The following is a 24,174-nucleotide window of genomic DNA, read 5'->3' on the forward strand; positions in this document are numbered from 1 at the left end:
ATCAGGATTGGTATTCCCGATACCTATTTGACAATAGGTATTGCTAATTGAAAAAAGATAAATCTCTTCATTACAAATAATTTGGGTTTTGTTACGAGAGACATTTCTTTAAAAATAGCACAACTAAGTTAACTATTATATCGATTAAAAACAAATTTAATGGATAAAATGAAAATGATTAAAATTTTTGGAAGAATTTATTACGCTAAATCACGTACTTTTAGTCGTTTATATAATCTTTCAAAATACCAACCACGTAATCAATTTCATCCTTAGTATTGTAGATACTAAATGAAAAACGAATTGACGGGTTTTCTAAATCTTCAGCATTTAATATTTCAGATAATACATGAGATTTTTGGGAACTTCCACTTTGGCACGCACTACCTTTTGAACATGCTATTCCTTTTAAATCCAATTGAAACAGAAACATTGCGGATTTGTTCGCAGCAATTGGTAATCGCAAATTAACGAGTGTATAAGTGCTCCTGTCTAAATCCGCAGACAGTCCGTTGAATGCAGCATTAGGGATTTCATCTTTAACTTTTGAAATGAAATAAGATTTTAGCCCCTTAATGTATTCAGTCTCAGAATCTAAGTTTTCATAAGCCGCGGTCATGGCTTTTTCAAGCCCAACTATGTTATGAACGCTTTCAGTACCTGCCCTCAAACCTCGCTCTTGTTCTCCCCCAAAAATCAATGGGTTTATGTGGGTGTTCTTTCTTACATAAGCAAAACCAATGCCTTTGGGCCCATGTAATTTGTGTGCGCTTGCAGCTAGAAAATCTACTTTAATATTTTGTAAATCCAAATTATAGTGTCCTATAGCCTGTACAGCATCAGTGTGAAACAAAGCATTATAGACTTCGCACATGTGTGCCACCTTTTTTATATCTAGAATATTCCCGATTTCATTGTTAACCAACATTAAGCTAACTAATGTCTTAGTGCTATCATTCTTTAAAAGTTGCTCAAGTTCATTGTAGTTAATGGTTCCCTTTTCATCCATACCAACAAAAGAAACTTCAATACTGTACTCCTTCTTCAAAGCCTCAACAGTATGTAAAACAGCATGGTGTTCAATTTTAGAAGTAATGATATGTTTTACACCAAGGTCTCTTACTGCACTTCGCAATGCGAAATTATCAGCTTCGGTGCCACCAGAAGTAAAAATAATTTCACTGGAAGAGGCGTTTAAAATCTTTGCTATCACCTTTCTAGAGTTTTCAATTAAAGATTTAGAATACCTTCCCAAACTATATGAAGATGAAGCATTTCCATAATTATTTTTTAACACATCCGTTATCGTAGAAATAACTTCTTCTCGCATTTGAGTAGTAGCAGCATTATCAAAATATACCTGTTGCATCCTTTCTAAATTTTTAACAAAAATAGGTCAAATAAAATTATTAATAATTAGAGACGTTATATATACAATTCTATTATTTTTGCTTAAAATTTAATTCTATGAGACGTCTACTATCACTGCTTTTATCATATGGCTTTCTAGTTATTTTTTCATGTAGCGACGGTGATGTGATTGATTTTGAATTTGATTTCGATGATACGTTTGTGGCTTGTGGTGAAGCAGACCTTTTATTGTATAAAGAAAAAGAAGATCCATCAGAAACTGTTTCGGTATTAATATCAAGCTATACCTTAGATGATATATTTGAGGAAGAGCCAGATAATGATTCTCTAGTAATACCTAAGCCCAATGTGCGCTTCACCTATAGAACCTATGACAGAGTTGAGTTGCCAAATGATTTATTCTGCTCTAGTATCCCTCCAGAGGGTTTAAATATCGTAGTTGATCAAAATGATGCGACTGCGGTCGCCACAATCATTAGAACTTTTACCGAAGATGATAATGATGGTATTTCTGCTGAACTTGAAAACCAAGACCCAAATGGAGATGGGGATTTTATAGATGCGCAAAATACTGATGGTGATGAACTACCTGACTATTTAGATCAAGACGACGATGGTGATAATGTACTTACCATAAATGAGAACCCAGACCCTAATGGAGATGGAGACCTCTCTGATGCCCAGGATACCGATGGAGATGGTACCCCAGATTATCTAGATAGTGACGATGATGGCGACGGCGTATTAACAAGAGATGAAGAAAACGATACACCAAACCAAAACCCTTTAGATGATATCACGAATAGTGATGTTGGTCCAGATTATATAAATCCGAATGTTGCTAATACTGTTCCTGCTTCTGCATATAGAGAGCATAAGATTTTTAGAGTATTTGTTGTTAGGCTTGTTGTATCTGAAATAAGCATTGATTTTTTATCTCAGGATGAATTTGACTTTGGTGTTTTAACTGGAGAAACCTTATCAGGAACCACAGAAATCACCCCAGAATTTCCTTAATTCACATTTTGGTAAACATAAACTTCGGTAGCACCGAATCCATATTTCTGAAAATTGGCATCGTAATACTTGATGTTATCATAGCGCCTAAATAAAGTCTCCAGTTCTTGTTTTAGAACCCCCTCACCTACGCCATGTATAAAAACAATACGTTGAATACGTTTGGCAATGGCAAATTCCAGTTGACGCTTCGCGGTCTGTAATTGTAGGTCAAGCATTTCAAAATTTGTCAAACCACGAGATGATTTCACCAAATGATGGATATGCAAATCTACCTCCATTGCTGTTTGAGATCGCTCTTTTGGTTTTATACGCTTAGAAGATTTTCTTTTAACAGCTTCCTTTTCTGCGATGACATCTTTAATATTAGACGTGTTAAGCGTATTTTCAATCATAGCATCCGCACTATGCACTAACACTAATTCACTTTCAGCAAAACTTAATAAAAAACCGTCTTCAGTTTCTAATGTTAGTTCGTTGCCCTTAATCATCTTAACAACACCTGCGAGGTCATCGTCTAAAACTAAAACCGTATCTCCTATCTTAATAGCCATTAGAACTAATTATCGTCTTCTTCATGATCCTTTTTACTAGGAATAGTCTTAGCTATTCTATAAACACCTATCATTAAAACAACTATACCAGCAATCAAAATATACTGATTCTGCTCTTCGCCGGCTTTAGCATAAATAGCAATAATAGCACCTAATAGAATCAAAATGTAACTAAGGTATTTCATACGAGGATAGAGCTGCTTTAATACAGTGACACAAATTTACATGAAAACAGCGACATCTTTTTAATAAGAGGAGCTAAATTTAAAAAATAAAATGCCGTTGAAATACAAATAAATCTGCTGAAATGATAAAATTTTGTATATTCGCTCATAAAAGCCCTAAAAGACAATGAATTTTCCTACTCCTACAACAAGAACGTTTAGTTCTGTGTGCCTCAGTTTTACCTTAAAGCACTTCCTTATATATTGCTTTATATGGTTTGGCTTGAGTGCTTCTTTTTCTCAAGACTTGTATGTTGACGATAACTCATACCTCTATGCTAGGGACATTGTGCTTTTTGTAAATAATGATATTAGATTGGAAACCACCACATCTAATATTTATATGAGAGGTGATGCACAACTACTTCAAAATACGGATACAAAAAACTCTGATGCTGGGGAACTCTCAATTTACCAAAATCAAACTACTGGAATTTATGAGTACAACTTTTGGTGCTCGCCAGTTGGTGTAAGTGCAGAAGGTATTGTGAATGAGAATGTGGATTTTGACGGCACTAATATTCATGATCCTGCAGACCATACAGACTTAACAAATGTAACATCTGCTCCTTACGGTTTTATCGGTAATTCATATAATGGTACTGCTACACAACTAGCTTCATATTGGATATTTACCCTAATTTCGGGTGGCGGTTATGCGGATTGGGTAAATCAGTTAAACACTGGCAATATACCGACAGGCTATGGATTTACATTGAAAGGTAGCCCGAATGTAAACAATGTTTTGGATTTCAGAGGCAGACCTAATAATGGCGATATTTTTGTTGATTGTTATTTTAGTGGCGTAGATTCAGATCCTAACTCCGGATCAACAAACCAGGTAGAAACACTTACAGGAAACCCCTATCCATCTGCCTTGGATTTAAAGGAATTTGTAAAAGCTAATACAAGTGTAGCCGATGGAGGCACTGGACACCCAACTATATCTTATATTAATGGTGAAATATATTTCTGGGAACAACAAGCCGTAGGCTCTCATAACCTTCTAGATTACCAAGGCGGTTACGGTATTTATACTGCAGGAGATTTAGCAGTAGACACCGATAATGGTAATTATGTTCCCGCCACTTTTACAACATATGATAATTATGGAGGCAGCAATGGATTAAATCTGGGAACTGGTACGGACTTTGCCCCAAATAACGAAAGAAGATTTGCAGCTGTAGGTCAAGGTTTTATGATTAGTAGTAAAATAAATCCAGGCGATGCAGCATCCCCACCAGGAAATCAAGCTATTTTCACAAATGCCATGCGTGTTTATTTTCCAGAAGACCCAGCTAATCTAAACGGGTCTGTTTTTGCAAAAAATAACTCTGGTAAAAATAGTGTATCTGAGAAAAAGCGCATACCACAGTCTCATAATGGTATTGATTATGAATCTATTATAAACACCCCTACAATTACACCAGAAATAAGAATTCATACTAAAGTTAACAATGCATTTTTTAGGGAAAACCTTATCGCTTTTAGAAAAGGCACGCCTAACAATTACACCTACAATAATAATTTTGATGGTAAATACGGGGATGTAACACTAGATAATGATGCCTACCTAATATCAGAAGATATTCCACTAGCTATCAAATCAATAGCATATGATGAATCTGTAAGAATTCCATTAGGATTAAAAACTAATAAAGACAATACACCTTTTGATTTATCTATTTTCAAGCTTAAATCTATCCCTGAAAATGTGGAGATTTATGTTCATGACAAACTAAGCAACACCTATACTGATATTAAAAATAATACATTCAGCATAAATTTAGATGAAGGTGTTTACAACGACAGATTTGAAATCACATTTAGTAAACAAAGTACCCTAGATACTGTAATTGTAAGCATATCAGATTTCAAAATTTTTGAAAACTCAAGACGTCACCAGCTAGAGATAATTAATCCAAATCGTCTTGAAATACACCAAGTAACCCTTTACGATGTTTCTGGTAAGTTGGTAATGGATAAAACTATACTTTCCAACAAGCGCAAAAATAGTATATCCACAAAATCATTAAGTTCTGGTGTTTACGTTGTATCCTTAAAATTATCAGATAATCAAATACTTAACAAAAAGGTTGTTATCTCTGGTAATTAAAATTACTATTTCTTAAATTCCTTTCGCATTTAAATTCTCTCATTTTCATTATATTTAGCACAAATAACGTGTTGATGTTACTATTAAGTGAATTAGAAAAATACATGCTCCCTTGCCTAAACAAGAAGTTTTTGGGTGTAGAATGCATGGGTTGTGGCTTACAACGTAGCTTTTCGTTATTAATACAAGGTGAATTTATCGAAGCATTTAAAATGTATCCTGCCATTTACACATTGGTATTATTATTTCTGGTTGTTGGCATCAATACTGTGAAACCTTTTAAATCTTCAAATAGAATAATTATAATATTGGCAATATTAAATGTTGCCATCATAGTAGGAAGCTATGCTTTTAAAATTTTAATTTAACACATCTAAAATTATGGAACAACAAAAATTACCTAATGCAACCATCGCTTTAATCCTTGGGATAATATCTTTTATAGCTTGCTGCTGTAGTATGGGTATCGGAGGTTTACTATTTTCGGGTATAGCCTTGTTTTTAGTAAATAAAGACACAAAGTTATATCAAGAGAATCCTGAATTGTATAGTAATTTCAGTCAATTGAAAACTGCAAAGACTATTGCTATAATTGGTTTAGTTTTAGGCGTAGTTGCTTTGGCATTGTCTATTTTCCAAATTATTTCTGCAGGAGGCTGGGAAGCTTATATGGAGCAACAACAAGAAGCTATGGAGCAATTGGGTTTGGGCAGTTAATAAACTAACTTTCATACAACAAGAAAAGCCTTGAAATTTTACTTCAAGGCTTTTTTTTATCACCGTATCTCGTCCTGAAATAAGTTGATACAAAATCGACTTATTATAAAAGACCAAGACAACAGGCTAGTAAAGCGCACCCAGCGTGATTATAATTTAACGTGAGTTCGACGTAAACTGCAATTTAAACAGCTAAATATCTGTAAAATAAGATTTATTCTGTCATTCCGAACACTATTGAAATTAAAATATATTTTAATTGAAAATACAGCAGCGAAGCGAGATGAGGAGGAATCTCATTGCTTTTGAGATTTCTCGTCGCTCGTTCCTCGCTCTGTCGAAATGACAACTTGTTCTTTTTCAGTATATTAATAAGGAAACCTTATATCGAACTCACGTTAATTTAGGCTTTAAATCAGCTATTGTATCTGAAGTAGAAAAAGGCAATTACACTTACAAACAGATTCAAAAGGTTTATGGTATCCAAGGTAGAAGTACAGTTTTGGTATGGTTGAGAAAATACGGTACTTTAGACTGGAGTAAACCAAAAACTAGAGTTTTGCCAAGATCCAAAGAAACCCCTGCCCAAAAGATAAAACGATTAGAACGGGAACTAGAAGATGTCTCGTCCTGAAATAAGTTGATACAAAATCGACTTATTATTAACCAACTACTTCATTAAAGAAAGAGTCCCGCACTAAGCGGGACTCTATAAATTGGAATATCAAACTAATTAACACTTTGTATTATGAAAATTACTTCCAATTTACACAAACACTAAACGTCTTATTTCGCTGTATTTAAAAATTTTGGCTTAATAATTAACATCGCCCATGCCCAGTTTTGGGTGTCTTTTGCAGCACTTTCGGCAACACCTTTAAGTTCGTACATACCATCGGCAGCGAATAAATGCGAGTATCCAAGCTTTAAGGCATAGCCTTTAAATTTCTTGGAATACACCATGTCAATCTCAGTACCTAAAGATTTTTCTCCGCTTGGTAATTCTTGGTCACCACTAAAGTTTAGCACTTTTGCCATTAAGCTAGAGGTATCGCTCAACTTGAAGTTAGCACTAACGTGAACATCAAATAAACCGATGGTATTAATGTGGTTGCCCACGTAGAAATAATCCATAAAACCGTTAAACTTATGGTTAGTACCAAACGTTGGGATAAATGCTTCCGTCTTATCAGTAGTACTTACATCATCACCACTAATTAATTCAACACCAGCACCTAATGTTACTTTATCTGATGTTTTATAGGTTAATTCTAAGCCTAATAAGTAAGCACCGCCTACATCTGTGCTACCATTAAAGAATTCTCCGGTTTGAATAAAGGCATTTGCAGCAGCCCCAAAAGCACCGTTTTTGTATGTTAGGTGCGTACCAGCAGTAAATAAACTGTTTACACCGTCGGGATCATTGTTAGTATCAAAGGCTTGGTGCCCATAGTTTACTAATAATAAACTTGCCGCAAAACCGTCCCAAGCTTTTTTAGCATACAAATGTTGCATCGTTTTGTATTGAAACGGATTGTTATTTGGATAGCCCGTACCCACATTTTGGAAACCAAATAATGGACCTGCTGCATTATCAAAATCTTGGTTAAATGCAAAACCTAAGTCTAAAACAAAATCGCCTTTATACTGGATTAAAGCCACATCGTGATTTCTACCTTGTTGCGCCCAGTCTAAGCCTCCAAAGAAACGCTGATCGTCATAAGACAATACTTGACGACCGATTTTAGTGGACCAGTTACCTCCTAATTTTAAATCTGCCCATGCTTCAAAAATCGATAAAGAATTATTGGCATCTACAGGGATAAGTTGTGGGTTTTCTCCCCAAACCAGTAAATCCTGAATGCTTAAATACACTTTAAATGCATCGGTTTGGTATCCTGCGTTTAAACGCGCTCTTGTATTTATTGCAAAACCTGCATCGGCGCCATCTGGTATTAAGCTTTGGAAACCGTTTCTGTATTCTGCTCTTGGTCTAAACTGACCGTCTAAAGTAAACTGCGCCTGTGCAAATTGAATCATCAATGCCATCAAGCCTATTAATACATATTGTTTTCTCATTTTTACTTGTTTTTAAGTTTAATTTTTGTTCGAGTTTTCTAATTAATTGTTTTTGATTTTAGGTTGTATTTATCCTGTGCTTCCAAAAAACCTTATTTTTTTGGTAAGCTATTTTTATGATATAAATATTTGTAAATGGCGCTTCTTAGTGCTCTAAAAAGTCAATCAAGTGTTTTCTGTATTTGTAATAATCGTCGTGTTCAAGCACAGATTTTCTGGTTCTTGGTCTTTCAAAATCAATATCAAGAACATCGCCAATTTTTGCACGAGGGCCGCTAGTCATCATCACCACGCGGTCTGCTAAAAATATAGCTTCATCCACATCGTGGGTAATCATCACTGCAGTAATTTTTTCTTTATTCCAGATGTCTATTAGAGTATCCTGTAATTCACCACGCGTTAGTGAATCCAACATACCAAAAGGCTCATCCAGTAATAATACTTTTGGTTTTATAGCAAAGGCACGCGCAATACCTACACGCTGCTGCATCCCTTGCGACAAGTCTGTTGCACGCTTATTAAATGCATCTTCTAAACCTACTTTCTGTAAATAGTATTTTGCAATATCATTACGTTGCGCCTTGGTGGCATGCGGAAATACCTGATTAACACCCAACATCACGTTTTGTAAAGCCGTCATCCAAGGCATTAAACTTGGTGCTTGGAAAATCACCCCTCTATCAGGCCCTGGACCTTTAATGTGTTTTCCCAGTACGGAGATGTTTCCACCAGAAATAGGATTCAATCCCGCAATCATAGACAGCATAGTGGTTTTACCACAACCCGAATGCCCGATAATAGTCACGAATTCCTCTTTTCTAATTTGAAGATTCAAATGCTCCAATACCACGTAGTCGCCTTTTGGCGTTGGATAAACCTTTTTTAAATCTTTTAAATCAAGCATCACTTCATCAGAAGGAAAAATGCCATTATGTACTGGTGTCGCTGTATCTGTAATTATAGTGCTCATAACTGATCTTTATCTAAATTGGTTTACAAAATCTTTTGGTGCTAAATCTGGCAAAACAAATTCCTCTGTAGCCTGTGCTTTACGTTCTGCACCAATATCCATTAAATACTCAATAATGGCATTTCTGGTTTTTTTGTAATTGGGGTTATCGTTCATTTCGGTTTTATCACGTGGGCGCTCAATATCAATCTTAAACTCTGGCCCTAACGTAGCATTTGGTCCCGGACGTAACGGAATAATACGGTCTGCCATATAAATTCCTTCGTCCACATCGTTAGTAATTAATAAAGCCGTACGCTTATCTTTACCCCAAATATTTAAAATCTGATCTTGAAGCGTGCCTCTCGTCAAGGCATCCAAAGCTCCTAAAGGCTCATCCATAATAATCATATCAGGTTTCATGGATAAAGCTCTCGCTACAGCCACACGCTGGCGCATTCCACCAGATAATTCTTTAGGTAATTTATTTATGGCTGGTGTTAATCCCACCATATCAATATAATGTGCCGCTTTACGTTTATACACTTCTTTTTTACGTTTTGGGAACGCCTCTTTTACCGCCATCATCACATTTTGCTCTACGGTTAACCAAGGTAATAACGAGTAATTCTGAAAAATCACTCCCCGTTCATGGCTTGTCCCCACCACAGGTTTTCCTTTAAACAATACCTCACCGCTAGTAGGCTCTAACAGTCCGTTTATTAAGTTTACCAAAGTAGTTTTACCACTTCCTGTAAATCCTACAATCGCAACAAACTCACCTTCCTCAATCGATAAATTAATATCAGAAAGCACTTCAGTAGCATTATCACCAGTACCGTAAGTTTTGTAAATATTTTTTAATTCTAAGTATGCCATAATCTTTTGTTTTATTTGGGCGTTACCACAAGGGTCGGGCTTTCACTAGTCGCTTCCCGAAAGCTTTCGGGAGAGCTCCAACATGCCGTTCAATCCCTAACGCAAAACCCACCCCTAGCCCCTCCAAGGAGGGGAACTCTTACTCATATTTTATAATCTATTTATCCGCAAACGAGCTAAACTTCGGTCTTCGGTCATTTTATATCGCATCCGTTTTCTCAAAAGACACTGCATTTTGAATGGCTAACATCAAGCGATCTAATAAGAAACCAATAATACCAATTACAAACATGGCTACTATAATTTTTGCGTTCGAGTCGTTCGCGCCGTTTTGGAATTCCTCCCAAACAAACAATCCTAAACCAGGACTCTGTGCTAAAAGCTCAATAGCAATAAGTACCATCCACGCTACAGATAAGGTAATTTTTAAACCTGTAAAGATTAATGGTAAAGACGATGGCAACACCACCTTAAATACCTTTTGAAAGTTTCCTAATTTTAGAACCTTCGCCACATTTATATAATCTTTATCAACTGAAGATACACCCATAGAAGTATTTACTAGGGTTGCCCACATAGAACATAAGCCCACACTAATAAAGGAAATGGTAAACGAGCTATCCTCGCTAGAATCAATCAATAAGGTTTTTACAATCATAAAAACTAATAAGTACCAAACTACTGGCGATACTGGTTTAAAAATCTGAATAAACCAGTTAAACGCACTTTTCAGCGCTGGACTCAATCCAATAAAAATACCAAGAGGCACCGCAATTAATAAGGCTAAAAAGAAACCTGCAAATACCGTTTTTAAACTTCTAAAGATTTGATCTACGAAAGACGGACGTCCAGTATACACAATTGCGTCTTTACCTTCCGCAATTCTTTTTTCATTTAAAGCTGCCGTTTTTTCAATAAAAGCCGCTTTGTCTGCGCTAATTAAAGCATGATCTTTTAGTAACGATTGGAACGATGCCCAAACTTGCGATGGCGATGGCAAGGTGTTAGGCTGACAACTAGTGTCGCCACTAGCAATACAAGCGGCCATTTCATCAGCAGCAGCTTGCCCTTGTTCGTTTAGTGCTTTTTCAATTCTAAAATCAGCTTCAACATTGTAAAGCGCTTTTGCACCCATGTGCCAAAGCCCTATAAATAATAGAACGGAAGCAATAGGTACAATTACCTTACGCAAAAAGGCTTTATAGTCTTCTTTTTCCAGCTTCCCAGTAAATAGGTCTTTAAACGTGCTTAAAAAACCTAAGCCCATAAACTTGGTTACTTTTCCTAATGTTACACTTTGCTTCATGACTCTTTATTTAATGTGTGTTTAGTGTTTGTGCTTACTATTGTCATGCTGAACTAGTTTCAGCATCTCAGCCTAACTAGATTCTGAAACAAGTTCAGAATGACAGATAAATTTATATTACTGTACAGCCTTTTCTTTATTACCAATTTTAAAACTGTTGATGTATCCAATAGGATCTTTAGCATCGTAAGATGTTCCATCTATAAAGTCAGCCGTTGCTGGTTTGTAACCATCTGTTGTTGGAATATCACTTGCAGGAATGTTGCCTTCTTCTACTAAAAGTTTAGCAGCTTTAGTCCAAATATCAGGTCTGTAAATATCTTTGATCGTTGATGCGTACCAATCTGCTGGCTTAGACTCAGGAATTTGTCCCCAACGTCTCATTTGTGTTAAGAACCAGATACCATCAGAGTAGAATGGATATGTAGCGTTGTACTTGTAGAATACATTAAAGTCTGGCATCTCACGCTTATCACCTTTTTCAAATTCAAACGTACCCGTCATAGAGTTTGCTAATACTGCCTCATCAGCACCTACGTATTGGCTCATAGATAATATTTTTACAGCTTCTGCTCTATTTCCTGGTTCGTCTAACCACTTCCCTGCTCTAATTAATGCTTTCGTTACAGCAATTGCAGTATTAGGATTTTCATCCACAAATTTCTTAGTCATTACAAATACTTTTTCTGGGTTGTTTTTCCAGATGTCGTAGTTTGTAGTTACAGGCACACCAATACCTTTAAATACCGCTTGTTGGTTCCAAGGCTCACCTACACAGTACCCATAAATAGTACCAGCTTCAAGTGTTGCAGGCATTTGTGGCGGAGGCGTTACAGATAATAAAACCTCGGCATCAATTTGTCCTTGTACGTTATCAGCAGTGTACATTCCTGGGTGAATACCAGCTGCTGCTAACCAATATCTTATTTCGTAGTTATGTGTAGATACAGGGAATACCATACCCATTTTAAAAGCTTTACCAGAGTTTTTGTACTCGTTAATTACAGGCTTAAGGGCATCTGCTTTAATCGGGTGAACAGGTTTACCATCAGCACCTTTTGGTACATTTGGCTTCATTTTGCTCCAAACGTCGTTTGAAACCGTGATACCGTTACCGTTAAGGTCCATGGAGAATGGTGTTACCAATTCTGCTTGACGACCAAAGCCTGCACCTGCAGCAATGGGCTGTCCCGCTAACATGTGCGATCCGTCTAACTGACCATCAATTACACGGTCTAGAACGTTTTTCCAGTTTGATTGTGCTTCAACAGAAACAAATAAGCCTTCATCTTCAAAGAAACCTTTTTCTTTAGCAATCGCTAAAGGTGCCATATCTGTTAATTTGATAAAACCAAAGGTTAACTGTGGCTTTTCAATATCTAATGTTTTTGTTTTACTTTCTGGAGCAGTAGCTTCTGCCACAACCGCGTCTTTTTTCTTTTCGCCACCACAAGCAAATAGTAACACTGCTACGGGTAAAATCCAAGAGGTACGTTTTAATAGAGATTTCATGTTATATAAGTTTTAAAGTTTTCTAAGTATTTATACTTAATTTTGAAGCAAATATATAAGTACACTTAGAAATACTCCATGTTAAACCCCATAAACACACCTCTTTTTATCCATAAACTAACCTGCTAAAACACAGGTTTTATTTTTATATATTTGATTTTTAGATTATTAAAATAAATTTAAGCACAGAAAGAACTACTTAAAACACTACGTATAAACATGCAGTTGTTAATAACATTTTACGTATTGTTTTAGTGAAAAGGTTAAATATTAAAAAGGAAATGGAGGGTTTTGAAGGGAAAAGTACGTAGTTCCTAATTATAAAAAAAACATGAGAAGATTTTCAGAAGTAAGCGAGAACAAGCAGTTACTTATAGCTATTGTTTGGGTAATATTTACTGTATTTTGATATTACCTTCTATTTCACGTGGTCTTTTACTTTTCAATAAATAACAATGTGAGTTATCTTCTGCGATAGCAATATGATTTGTTTTGTTATTATTATCCAATAGATTTGATTCTTTAATCAACCGCTTTTTCCAGTTTGGAAAATTCTCGGAAGGAATAAAATCCAGCGCAATTTGTTCAGGGGTTTTTAATATTAGTTGCAAAATAAACTTTTTAAAATATTCTTTGTAATATTCATCGTTTATGCAATATTCTATTTCTCTGAATTTGTCAAATAGTCTTCTTTTAGTTGCATTGCCTATGTGCCAATATGACCACCAGTAAGAATAGAATTCATAATTTCCATTGACTTCAATTGTCAACATTGCTCTTCTTATATTATTATTTAAGCTTTTTTCATTACCAAAGTAATTATTAATTACATCTGCGATTTTTGAAAACTTAATCGAATCAAAATTCAAAGGATTAAAGTCATAATTAATACAGTGAAAAATGAAACTTATTTTTCCTCTCAATAATTCATTGTCTTCAGCCTTAAAAATGATATTTCTGTAGTCTGAATCGAAACAAATCAACCTTGCCTTTTCAATCTCTTCATTTATTTGATCTTTTGCATATTGTGACTTTAGGTTTGGTTGATGATCAAGAAATTGATATATGTTTTGGCAACCATTTGATAATTCATTGATTAGATTTATAACACCATCAAAAGATTGTGGACTTCTTACTATATCTGGTCTTGAACCATCTTTTTCCACATCACCTCTTGAAACAATGTTTCTAACCACTCGCATCCAATCTTCATAAGTTTCTTTATTTTTTTCATTGTTTTTTCTGTAATAGACAGACTCTGCAAAAAACAAAACTTTCTGAGTATATGTGGCACTATTTCTTTGAAGAGTAGAAGTGGCATTATCTTCATGTACAATCATAGAAAGAAAAGATCCTTTTGGTGCATGTCTCCATAACGGAAAGGGTAATTTGTCTGATAAGTAATCATGTAGAAATAGCCTTTCATGATATATGTCCAAAGTTGAAACAAGAAAATCAAAAGCTCTTTTTGTAAAGTGCGAAGGGCGAACTTTACTAGGTTCTTCTTGTAATTGGTTTATTAAATCGATTCTAACGTCAGTTGTATTAACTCTTTCTACTGATGACATTGTCATTGCAATAGCACTAACAAACCTTATTTGAGCATCATCAATTGTGTTGTTTTTCCTAAAATAATCCCAGAAAAAGTCAGTCCAGTCATTATCAATTTTAACTCCAAATTGATCTTTCATATTTACACCATTCTCCCAGTTCTCATCAATTATTTTTTTTTGAAAACCTGCTTTAAAATTCTCAAAAGGTGTTAAGAGTTTACCTCTTGCATTCATTTTAATATATAGGTCATCCGTTAAACCCATATTCTCTAGTTCTACAAAATAGAATTGAATAAGATTAGATTTTAGTTTCTCCCAAAGGTTATCAATTACATAAAATTTTTCATGAATCGCATCAATGCTTCTAAGCATTGAGTCAATTGTAGGGTCATTTTTCCAAGATAAAAAGAACCAATTTTTATCAATAATTGTTTCACTTAATATTTGGTCAGAATTTAATACTTTAATTGATTCCTTAACCAAAACTTGACAAAATTCACGCGAAGATATACGGGTTTCATAGGTGAATTTCTGTAGCAAAACACGGACATCGTTATTTGATAGTAATTCTTCTTTTGTGGCTCCATACCAATGAAGTAAAAAAAGAGTTGTCAGTCTTTGTTGTCCATCCAATGGCTGGAATTTTGAATCCACAATACTGCCATAAATAAAATCAAGTTTTATTGGCTCATTATTTTTAAGACAATTAAAAATTGCATTAAGGAAGTTGTCTCTAACTTCTTTCTGATTTATTCTTCCTTGAGCATAATCCCTTTGTATGATAGGAATTTGAATGGGATGTTCATTAATCAAATCATTAAAGTTAATAATGCGTCCAGTATAATTTTCTTGATTACTCATTTATTGTTAAATATTTGTCCAGAACAGAATACAAGTCTGTTTCATAATTTTTACGATCTTCTTCAGTCCAAAATGAGATTTTCGGTGGATATTCACTAAAATATTTTAGAAATACATTTTTAGTACAAATTGGAATAAAAATGCCTGATTTATCACGATTAATAATTGTTTTTCTTTTTAGAGGGAATACAGCATTCTTATATCCTCGATTTGTTTGGGAATCAAGGAGTGTAAGATTAGAAATATCGTTTATAGCATCATCACCAAGATCTGAATTAAAGTGCGAAACAATATCTTCAAATAATTCTTTGAATTCATCTTCATTATTAACATTACACTGTTCAGATCTCTTAAGTAGCTTGGTGCCTTCTTTTTTAGATACATCAATAAAGACTTTTGCATCATTAAGCCAATGTTCTCTATTTTTATCAGGGACTGTGTCCTTTATAGATGTAATATGTTCAATATCCCAACTTTCATTCTTGAATAAATGAAAAGGAAAATAAGAGTTATCTTTCGGACTATTGAGCATTGTAATAATATTGTAAAGAAGTAAAGTTTTACGTACTTCTTTTTTATCTTGATATTGTAAGTTTTCAATAACCAAGTCTTTCATTGATTTTACTATTAAGTCATCTAAATAAAAACTAAATTCAACTTTTGAAAGATTACTTGATTCTGAATATAATTTACTGATTGAAATTTCATTGATGGTTACTAAAAAGCCGATTTTATGATACCATTCACGTTTGTTAAACCACTCACTAAATCTTTGATAATATCTTTTTATTTTTTGCCAGTTAGTTTCAATTGTTTCTTGATTACTATTTCTAAATAGCTTGGTGAAATACCTAAAAGTTGCATAAGGATCATTTTCGTCTTTATCTTGATTCATTAAATTGAAAATGAATTCAATTCGGTTTGTCTGAGTATTTTGACCTGTTAGAAAATACCAAAATCTATCTTCCTGAAGACCATGTTCAATATTATCCCATTCTGTTGCTATTTCAAGTTGCTTCAATCTTAACTGTTCTGGGTTTGATCCAATAAAATTTGAACTATTTAAGAAGAGAGCTTTTATTAATTCACTATTTGTCAAAGGAATTTTTCCTATATTAATCCTAGTAAATATTGAAATTGGGTTTTCAGTTTGGGATTCATACCAAATTACTTTTGAATGATATTTAAATTTTGAACCGAATTCTTGTTTGTCAAAGTTTACTTTTCTCTTTTCGAACCAACTGCAAATAGTTTGATAAGCATGGGAAATATGGTAGAAATCAACGTTGCTATCATTTATTTTATTTTCTTCAAGTTTATCAAGAAAATCAGATGTGCCTAAACGAGTTTGATAGTCTATATGAAATATTTTTTCTCTTCTACTTTCAATAAAATCTTGATTTAAATAGTGCAAAATCAAGTAAATAGTTGTTAAGCGTTGTTGCCCGTCAATAACCTCGTATGAATGAGCCTTTGTTTCTCGTCTTTTAATAACTATTGGTTGAAGACAATACCAGGTTTTATCGTCTGTGTTGTCAATAACTCGAGGTTTAAATTCGTTTATGTCATTAAGTAGGTCATTTACCTCTTTTTTAGTCCATTTATAACCTCTTTGGTAAGATGGAATAAAAAATGAAAATTGATTTAATTCACTTATTGTTTTTAACTCAAGTTTGTTTTCCATTTTAATATTTATTCGTCAATTTTTAATATTACCTACAACGGTTAAATATGGTTCCCTTTTAATGAACTATAACGTCCGAAAAACAAAGTTCGACTTTTCCTACGATAAAATCAATACATACTTATACGTAGTTTTTAACAAAATTGTATTAAAAGAAGTGAGGCATCATAATTTTGGACAATGAAAAGAGCAATGCTAGATTGCCACATCGTAAACTCCTCGCAATTGTAAAGGTTAACTAATTCGAGGACAATTTTTGTTAAACTTGTTAGGAGCTTTACCATTTAAACTTTGGTGAGGCCTTTCCTCGTTATAATAGTAAAGGTATTGTAATATTTCCTCTTTTAGATGTTCTTTGGATTCGAAATATGTCTCTCTTATTAGGTCGTCCTCAATGGTTCTCCAAAAGCGTTCAATTTTTCCGTTGGTCTGTGGCCTATAGGGTCTTATATATCTATGTTTGACCCCAAGTTCGGACAGCATCCGCTCAAAGGCGTGGTTATGCTTTGATTTACTTTGTTTCTGCCCGAATTCGGGTCCATTGTCCGTAAGAGCCTCCCTGAACTTTATATTGTAATGTTCAGAAAGGATATTGAAGCTTCTAAGTCCCGCAAACATGGTTGTTAACGCGGTTAGGTCTTCTGTAAGTTCTACCCATGCCACACGGGTGCACGAGTCTATGATACCGTACAGATAATACCGTTTTTTAGGTTCTTTGGCTACGATACCTTTTGGGAGATAATGTGTGTCTATGTGTGCCAGTTCCCCAGCCTTTTCTTTTATGATACGTCGTTTGTTGGATTGCATCTTTGGTGTTAGCTTGTTTAGCCCATAGCGCTTGGTGATGTTATATACTCCAGATGGCGATGGGGTAAACTGTCTTAATTGGGGCTTTAAAATACAACTAATCTCGTATTTGTTGTTCCCCTGCTTTCTTAACGCTATGACTTTTTGCTCAATAAAGGGCAGAGGCCTTCTGCTCTTCCACTTTGGCCCACGCTTCTGGGGCAACAGGTCTTCTGCTTTTCCGCTTTGCTTGAACCTATTGTAATATTTTAAAAAGCTTCGTCGATCAGTGCCATTGGCCTCATGAAAATCCTTGACATATCGATACCTGGGATGGCACTTGTTCTTCACCAGTTCATACTCACTAATCAAAAACTGGTATTTCTGGAGGTAATTGCGTTTTAAGGTTAGGTCGTCGTTGTTATTTCTCATGGAACAAAATTAATCTCTTGGTTAATTCTGTCATCGAATTAGTTGACTTCTACAGCAATGACGCTGGCAAGCACACCCGCATTAGGCCTGCACTGAGCTTGTCGAAGTGTTAGGAGGGTAACCTGCCTGCGATACCGCAGGTAGGCAGGCGCCCAAAACACAGCATTAACTATCTAAGAAATAGTTATGGTCGTTAATTTCTTTTTTAAGCGATTGGATATCGTTAATACCGATTTTCTTGCCTTTAGCACTAATTAGTTTTTCTTTTTTTAAAGCTGAAAACACGCGAATGACTTGCTCTTCTGTTGTACCTGCATAATCGGCATATTCTCTTCTACTTAAAGGAAGGTTTAGAAAGCCATTTAAATCGCCAAACTTTCGGTGTATGTATAACAGGGAATCGATGACACGCTCGCGAACCGTCATTTGCGAAATAGACTTTACTTTGTTTTCACTTCGGTTAAGTTCGTTGGCATAAAACAACATCATATCGAAGGCAAACTTAGGATTGTCTAGCAGGGTTTCTTGCAGGTTTTCCTTAGAAAAATAGCACAATACAGCATCTTGAAGCGCTATAGCACCAATGGAATAGTACTCTTCTGTACCGAAACCACGGTGGCCGATAATTTCGCCTTCTTTAGCGAAACGCACGATTTGTTCGCGCCCGTTAATTCCAGTGCGAATGACCTTAACGGTACCTTTTAGAATGAAGAAGAGTCCGTTTACCGGCGCGCCCTCCATAATAAACTGCTGCCCTTTTTTACAACGCAACGTGCTTTTGTTGTTTACTAACGTGGAATTTTCGAGAATGCGAAGGTTTCTATTTACTATACAATTTGAGTTATCGCATGAAGCGCACGACGTATCTTTTAAGGAACGGAATCTTGTATGTGTAGACATGGCGACTGCGGGCACGTTGTTCAGGGTTACATTTCAAAAATAAGTAATAATACGTAATTTTTGTAATTTGGATTAACTTTTATGAATTTGGTAAAATTTGGAAGGTTTTCTTCTCAAAACTACGTTTTGGAGCTTCACAAATTGAGCATTCGTAAGTACTAGGTAAATTCTCAAACGGTGTATTAGGCGCGATATCCTGAGTAATATCGCCATAAGTTTCACTATAAACGGTTTTACAATCTGAGCACTGATACACTTCTTCTTCCTCCCTTTCCGTTTGTGGCTCTGGTAGTGTTTCTGTTTCTTTCTCGGCACCTAATTGCTCAAAATATAGCTTACTTAACTCCATTAATAATCCAGGAAGCTCAACCATATCTACATCTTGCACATGTATGATATATTCCCGTGTATTGGGATCGAAATTTTTGGCATAAAGTAAGTTATAAGTGTCTCTAATCTTAAACGTACCATTAACTTTTGGTGATCTGTTTTTTTCGATCACTATAGATGTAAAATTGTAGGTGTCGCTATCGTAGCTCGTAATGCCAAAGGTTAAGCCATACGTACTAATATCGTTTTGATCGAAATTAGTAACCAAATATTTTTTTAAATTCAACGCTTCTTTATCGTTTACAGGTACATGCCAGTTCATTTCCAGCATGGAATGTCTCACATTGATACCAAATTTACCTAGAAGCTTTTCCCACTGCATCTTATGTTTTGTAGGAATACCTTTTACAATAAAGGATTTCCACGGTGTGATGGAAATTTTTCCAATTTTATTTTCGGAACATAACTCGCACATGGCTTTTAAAAACGTTAAATCGTAACGATTACTTCTCCAATAAAGCCCTAACCAATAGCGGTCTGTACCTATGCGATTCATCCCTTCATAATACGGGAATGGATAAAATGGTACTTCCAACGGCTTATCCACTGTTCTGTTATTCGTTTCAACAGCGTCATTAACCAAATCAAATACCATTTCAATGGATTCAGGTTCTTCAATCAGGATACTTTCAATGGCTTGTTCTACTTTATCCATATCCCAACTATAAATTAATGCAGGAAACATTTTAGTGTTCTGCCAACCTGGAAGTCTTAAATATAAATACCAATAATCTTCATGCTCTGAAGCTATAAAATTTACATTTCCAGTAAACAAAGGTACTAAGCGCTGTTTTGGATCGGTGACGTTGATTCTTAACTTAGGATTATGTTTAAACTGCTCTATAACATATAGGTATCTATCACTAGTTAACCAAGAGGTACTTGGTAATATTTCAGCAGAAACATAAGAGGATGCAATATTTTCGACACCGTCTTGTTTAGGTTTTACAAACTTAATTTTATCAAATTTGTCAAATTTGCTTGCATCGATTTCCTCTGGAAAAATTATATCTTGTCTAGACCCAAAAGAAATAGCATCAAGCCCTAAGTTTTCTGCAGCTTCACAAATATATTTTAATTCACCTGGCGACAATACACCACCGTTTATCATTAATCTATATGGTTCTTCCATTATGCTAATACTTTTGAGTTTTGAAGTATCTCTCTAACTTCTGTTTTACAACTACCACAACCGATGCCTGCGCCTGTTTTGTTACATAGTTCTGTAAAATCGGTACAGCCTTGAGCAATAACTTCTTCGATATTTCCTTGTCCCACTTGACTGCAAGAACATACCAATTTTCCAATAATTGGTGCATCATTAGAAGAACCTCTTAGTAATGTATCGCGCTTATCGGCCATTTCTATTTTACTTTCAATCATGGTTTTAAATTCGGCAAATTCATTTTTATCGCCCATTAAAACAGCACCAACTAAAAGATCATCTTTTACAATACATTTTTTATAGTAGCGCTTCTTGATGTCTGTGAAAATAATTTCTTCATAGCTATCATCGTGCTCAGGTACGCTAATGTCTCCAATGCTGCACAAGTTTAAATCATTAAACTTTAATATGTTCATCAATACTGAGCCATTATAGGAGCTACTCACATCTCCAGCAATAAAATTGGCTAGTATATTGGCTTGCTCTTCTGCTGCTGATGTAATTCCGAACAATTGATTATTAAATTCTGCTATCTCTCCAATTGCGAAAATATCAGGATGTGAAGATTGTAAATGTTGATTTACCTTAACACCTCTACTACAAGCAATACCATTTGCTCTGGCAATATCCACATTAGGAATAGTACCTATAGCATATACAATAGCGTTGGCTGTTATGTATTTTCCACTTTTTAAGGTGATGTTTAATTCGCCCGTATCTTCATCATCAAAAACTGTACTTACTTCATTATCAAAATATATTTGAATACCGCGCTCTTGAACGTCTAAGGCTAATAATTTACTAGACACTTTATCTAGCTGACGCTCCATTAAACGCGATGCTCGCTGTATAATGGTTATTTTGGCGTTTTTGTGTTTCATGGCAGCTGCCAGCTCTAAACCAAGTAAACCACCACCAACTATCACAACATGTTGCTCTTCAGGAGGCAATCCTGTAGCATCTAGGTGCTTCTTAAACTTATCGGCATCAATTTTATTTCGCATGGTAAAACGTCCAGGTAAATCTATTTGAACATCCTTTGGAACAAATGCACGACTTCCTGTGGCTAAAATGAGTTTATCAAAACTATGATTACCGCCATTACTATCTGTAACTATCTTAGACGTTTTATCTATTTTAGTGATGTAATTTTCGGGATGTAAATACACATTAAGCTTGCTTAATTCAGCGTTTTTAATTTTTAAAAGTTGCTCCCATGATAATTCCTCCGTCACATATTCTGGTAGTAATACTCTATTATAAAACAGATTAGGCTCCTTTGAAAATACATGGATTTCATCAGTTTCATTTTGCTCTCTATAGTTTTGAACAAAACGAAATGCCGCAGCACCAGCACCAGCAATTATAATTTTTTCCGCTTGTTTTTTATATTTTGAAACCGCAACACGTGTAAACTTAAAATCGGGTTCTTTTGATGTAGGATCAACATGAGTATTGGTTAAATTATTGGCTCTGTTTAAATTACTTTGTAATTGTTTACCCCAGTGCATGGGTAAGAATACAACACCCTTTTTAATATTTTCAGTAACGCTTGCACGAACTCTAACTTCTCCATTCTCACCTTTTATCTCTGTAATATCACCATCCTTAATTTTATACAAATAAGCATCTACCGGATGGATTTCTAAAACAGGTTTAGGGTAGTGTGTTTTTAAACGCGATACCTTACCTGTTTTGGTCATGGTATGCCATTGGTCTCTTATACGGCCTGTAGTTAAAATGAGTGGATAGGTGTCATTTGGTAGTACCGATGTGTTAACAATAGATGTAGGCACATTGAATTTAGCCTTTTGAGATGGGGTATAAAACTTTTTATCTTCAAATAACCTAGAAGTACCCTGATGTCTATGCTCAGGTACAGGCCATTGAAATGTACCTTCATTCTTAAGCCTATCGTAGTTTAAGTAAGACACATCAATATTGGTGCCTTTAGTCATTGAAGCATACTCATCATAAATCTCACTAGCACTATTAAAATTGAAGCCTCTAAAGCCCATACGCTGTGCAAAATCACAAAAGATTTCAACATCAGGTCTTGCTTCTCCAGGAGCTTCAATTTCTTTTGGTAAGTATGAAATTCGTCTTTCAGAATTTGTCATTGTACCTTCCTTCTCTAACCACGCCGCTGCTGGTAGTACTAAATCTCCAAAAGCTACAGTATCTGATTTATGAGATATATCTTGAACCACAACAAACTTTGCGTTTTTCATGGCTTTTTCAACGCGATTTAAATTTGGCAAACTCACTAACGGATTTGTACACGCAATCCAAACGGCTTTCATTTTACCACTTTCTAAAGCATCAAACATTTCGGTAGCCGTTAATCCAGGTTTAGGATTAATTTGGTCTACGCCCCAAAACTGCGCTACTTCTCGCCTATGCTCTTCATTCATTAAATCCTTATGAACCGCCAAAAGATTTGCCATTCCTCCTACTTCACGTCCGCCCATAGCATTAGGTTGGCCCGTTAACGAAAATGGTCCTGCTCCAGGTTTTCCAACTTGCCCTGTTATTAGGGATAGGTTTAATAGCGATACATTCTTATCCGTTCCTACCACACTTTGGTTTAAACCCATGGCCCACATACTGATAAAACCTTTTGAAAGCCCAATAATATCAGCTGCTTTTTGTATATCTTTTTCTGGTACACCACATAATTTTGAGGCTTGTTTTAACGAGGTTTTGGAGATTAACTCTTTATAATCTTGAAATCCTTCTGTATGATTCTTAATAAAATCTTCATCAATTAAACCGCGTTTATATAAACATCTTCCAATGGCGTTGTAAAGCACCACATCAGTTCCTGGTAATAGCTGTAAATGTAAATCTGCAAAATTGGCTGTATCTGTTTTTCTTGGGTCTACAACTATAATCTTTACATCTGGGTTTTCCTCTTTATGTTTTTCTAATCTTCTAAATAAAATGGGGTGACACCAAGCTGGGTTAGCTCCAGTGATTAAAAACGTATCTGCCAATTCAATATCAGCATAAGAAATAGGTACACTATCTTCTCCAAACGTTTTTTTATAACCAACTACTGCAGAACTCATGCATAAGCGCGAATTGGTATCAATGTTATTTGTACCTAAAAAACCTTTAGTTAGTTTATTAGCTATGTAATATTCTTCGGTTAAACTCTGGCCAGAAACATAAAAGCCGACACTATCTGGACCGTGTTTTTTTATAATCGATTTAAAAACACTTGCTGCCCTATCTAAAGCATCATCCCAACTTACACGTTCTCTAGGATGAGATCTGCTCCAACGCATTTCTGGATACAAAATTCTATCGGAAGTATCATTCGCTACATAATGTAAGTTCATGCCTTTGGAACACAACATGCCTTTGTTTACAGGATGGTCCTTATCACCCTCAACAAATACTTGGTTATTAGCATCTTTCTTAACAATGATTCCACAGCCAACTCCACAATATGAACAGGTAGTTTTTACTTCGCTCTTTATCATTTTCAACCAATATTTATACTAATTACTATATTTTATTTTACGAAAGCAAGCACTAACTTTATTATTCTGAATACCTTAAAAAAGAGCTTTTAAATTTAATTTTTGGTAAAATTTATATTTAAAATAACAGTTCTATGCAACAGAAATAAAACAACACCGCATTTACAAATCTAAGTATTAATACTTAATTT

18 protein-coding genes and 1 pseudogene are annotated in these 24,174 nt (G+C 35.1%); 5 read left to right on the forward strand and 14 right to left on the reverse strand.

Annotation, left to right across the window (positions count from 1 at the left end; genetic code table 11):
- Nucleotides 1-220 precede the first annotated feature (220 nt).
- On the reverse strand, nucleotides 221-1,369 hold the full coding sequence (locus tag AC1B0Z_RS03105; protein WP_483794089.1) for a cysteine desulfurase family protein: 1,149 nt from the start codon (nucleotides 1,367-1,369) through the stop codon (nucleotides 221-223).
- Between the two features lie 98 nt (nucleotides 1,370-1,467).
- Between AC1B0Z_RS03105 and AC1B0Z_RS03110 the strand changes: the two genes are divergently transcribed.
- Nucleotides 1,468-2,388, forward strand: coding sequence for a hypothetical protein (locus AC1B0Z_RS03110; RefSeq protein WP_483794090.1), 921 nt, complete (start codon nucleotides 1,468-1,470; stop codon nucleotides 2,386-2,388).
- Here the strand turns inward: AC1B0Z_RS03110 and AC1B0Z_RS03115 are convergent.
- On the reverse strand, nucleotides 2,385-2,942 hold the full coding sequence (locus tag AC1B0Z_RS03115; protein ID WP_483794091.1) for a Smr/MutS family protein: 558 nt from the start codon (nucleotides 2,940-2,942) through the stop codon (nucleotides 2,385-2,387). The genes AC1B0Z_RS03110 and AC1B0Z_RS03115 overlap by 4 nt on opposite strands.
- Before the next feature lie 5 nt (nucleotides 2,943-2,947).
- Nucleotides 2,948-3,127, reverse strand: a complete 180-nt coding sequence (locus tag AC1B0Z_RS03120) for a hypothetical protein (RefSeq protein ID WP_483794092.1) — start codon at nucleotides 3,125-3,127, stop codon at nucleotides 2,948-2,950.
- 262 nt (nucleotides 3,128-3,389) lie between these two features.
- On the opposite strand from AC1B0Z_RS03120, the gene AC1B0Z_RS03125 reads away from it, so the two are divergent.
- The 4 genes and pseudogenes from AC1B0Z_RS03125 to AC1B0Z_RS03140 form a co-directional block, all read left to right on the forward strand.
- A complete protein-coding gene (locus AC1B0Z_RS03125; RefSeq protein WP_483794093.1) occupies nucleotides 3,390-5,282 on the forward strand; it encodes a T9SS type A sorting domain-containing protein in 1,893 nt (630 codons plus the stop codon).
- A 74-nt stretch (nucleotides 5,283-5,356) separates the two neighbouring features.
- Nucleotides 5,357-5,650, forward strand: coding sequence for a DUF2752 domain-containing protein (locus tag AC1B0Z_RS03130; protein WP_483794094.1), 294 nt, complete (start codon nucleotides 5,357-5,359; stop codon nucleotides 5,648-5,650).
- Between the two features lie 13 nt (nucleotides 5,651-5,663).
- Nucleotides 5,664-5,999, forward strand: coding sequence for a CCC motif membrane protein (locus AC1B0Z_RS03135; protein ID WP_483794095.1), 336 nt, complete (start codon nucleotides 5,664-5,666; stop codon nucleotides 5,997-5,999).
- Nucleotides 6,000-6,366: 367 nt separating this feature from the next.
- Nucleotides 6,367-6,621 (forward strand): annotated as a pseudogene (locus tag AC1B0Z_RS03140) (IS3 family transposase); the annotation flags it as partial.
- Between the two features lie 164 nt (nucleotides 6,622-6,785).
- Here the strand turns inward: AC1B0Z_RS03140 and AC1B0Z_RS03145 are convergent.
- The 11 genes from AC1B0Z_RS03145 to AC1B0Z_RS03195 form a co-directional block, all read right to left on the reverse strand.
- Entirely contained in the window at nucleotides 6,786-8,078 is a 1,293-nt protein-coding gene (locus tag AC1B0Z_RS03145; protein WP_483794096.1) for an alginate export family protein, read from the reverse strand.
- Between the two features lie 145 nt (nucleotides 8,079-8,223).
- Nucleotides 8,224-9,048, reverse strand: a complete 825-nt coding sequence (locus tag AC1B0Z_RS03150) for an ABC transporter ATP-binding protein (RefSeq protein ID WP_483794097.1) — start codon at nucleotides 9,046-9,048, stop codon at nucleotides 8,224-8,226.
- 9 nt (nucleotides 9,049-9,057) lie between these two features.
- Nucleotides 9,058-9,906 (reverse strand): ABC transporter ATP-binding protein, encoded by an 849-nt coding sequence (locus tag AC1B0Z_RS03155; protein ID WP_483794098.1) that lies wholly within the window; start codon nucleotides 9,904-9,906, stop codon nucleotides 9,058-9,060.
- Nucleotides 9,907-10,105: 199 nt separating this feature from the next.
- Nucleotides 10,106-11,212, reverse strand: coding sequence for an ABC transporter permease (locus AC1B0Z_RS03160; RefSeq protein ID WP_483794099.1), 1,107 nt, complete (start codon nucleotides 11,210-11,212; stop codon nucleotides 10,106-10,108).
- A gap of 117 nt (nucleotides 11,213-11,329) precedes the next feature.
- A complete protein-coding gene (locus AC1B0Z_RS03165) occupies nucleotides 11,330-12,724 on the reverse strand; it encodes a CmpA/NrtA family ABC transporter substrate-binding protein (RefSeq protein WP_483794100.1) in 1,395 nt (464 codons plus the stop codon).
- A gap of 395 nt (nucleotides 12,725-13,119) precedes the next feature.
- Nucleotides 13,120-15,138 (reverse strand): GmrSD restriction endonuclease domain-containing protein, encoded by a 2,019-nt coding sequence (locus AC1B0Z_RS03170; RefSeq protein WP_483794101.1) that lies wholly within the window; start codon nucleotides 15,136-15,138, stop codon nucleotides 13,120-13,122.
- Nucleotides 15,131-16,822 (reverse strand): DUF262 domain-containing protein, encoded by a 1,692-nt coding sequence (locus AC1B0Z_RS03175; protein WP_483794102.1) that lies wholly within the window; start codon nucleotides 16,820-16,822, stop codon nucleotides 15,131-15,133. Before AC1B0Z_RS03175 ends, AC1B0Z_RS03170 begins: the two co-directional genes overlap by 8 nt.
- A gap of 234 nt (nucleotides 16,823-17,056) precedes the next feature.
- Nucleotides 17,057-18,040, reverse strand: a complete 984-nt coding sequence (locus tag AC1B0Z_RS03180) for an integrase core domain-containing protein (protein WP_483791788.1) — start codon at nucleotides 18,038-18,040, stop codon at nucleotides 17,057-17,059.
- Nucleotides 18,041-18,205: 165 nt separating this feature from the next.
- Nucleotides 18,206-18,940 (reverse strand): Crp/Fnr family transcriptional regulator, encoded by a 735-nt coding sequence (locus AC1B0Z_RS03185; RefSeq protein WP_483794103.1) that lies wholly within the window; start codon nucleotides 18,938-18,940, stop codon nucleotides 18,206-18,208.
- A gap of 79 nt (nucleotides 18,941-19,019) precedes the next feature.
- A complete protein-coding gene (locus AC1B0Z_RS03190) occupies nucleotides 19,020-20,462 on the reverse strand; it encodes a rubredoxin (RefSeq protein WP_483794104.1) in 1,443 nt (480 codons plus the stop codon).
- Nucleotides 20,462-23,983: a molybdopterin-dependent oxidoreductase gene (locus AC1B0Z_RS03195; RefSeq protein WP_483794105.1), complete on the reverse strand. Its 3,522-nt coding sequence runs from the start codon at nucleotides 23,981-23,983 to the stop codon at nucleotides 20,462-20,464. The genes AC1B0Z_RS03190 and AC1B0Z_RS03195 overlap by 1 nt, the downstream gene beginning before the upstream one ends.
- Between the last annotated feature and the right edge of the window lie 191 nt (nucleotides 23,984-24,174).

Source organism: Hyunsoonleella sp. J2K-J805, assembly GCF_057167125.1.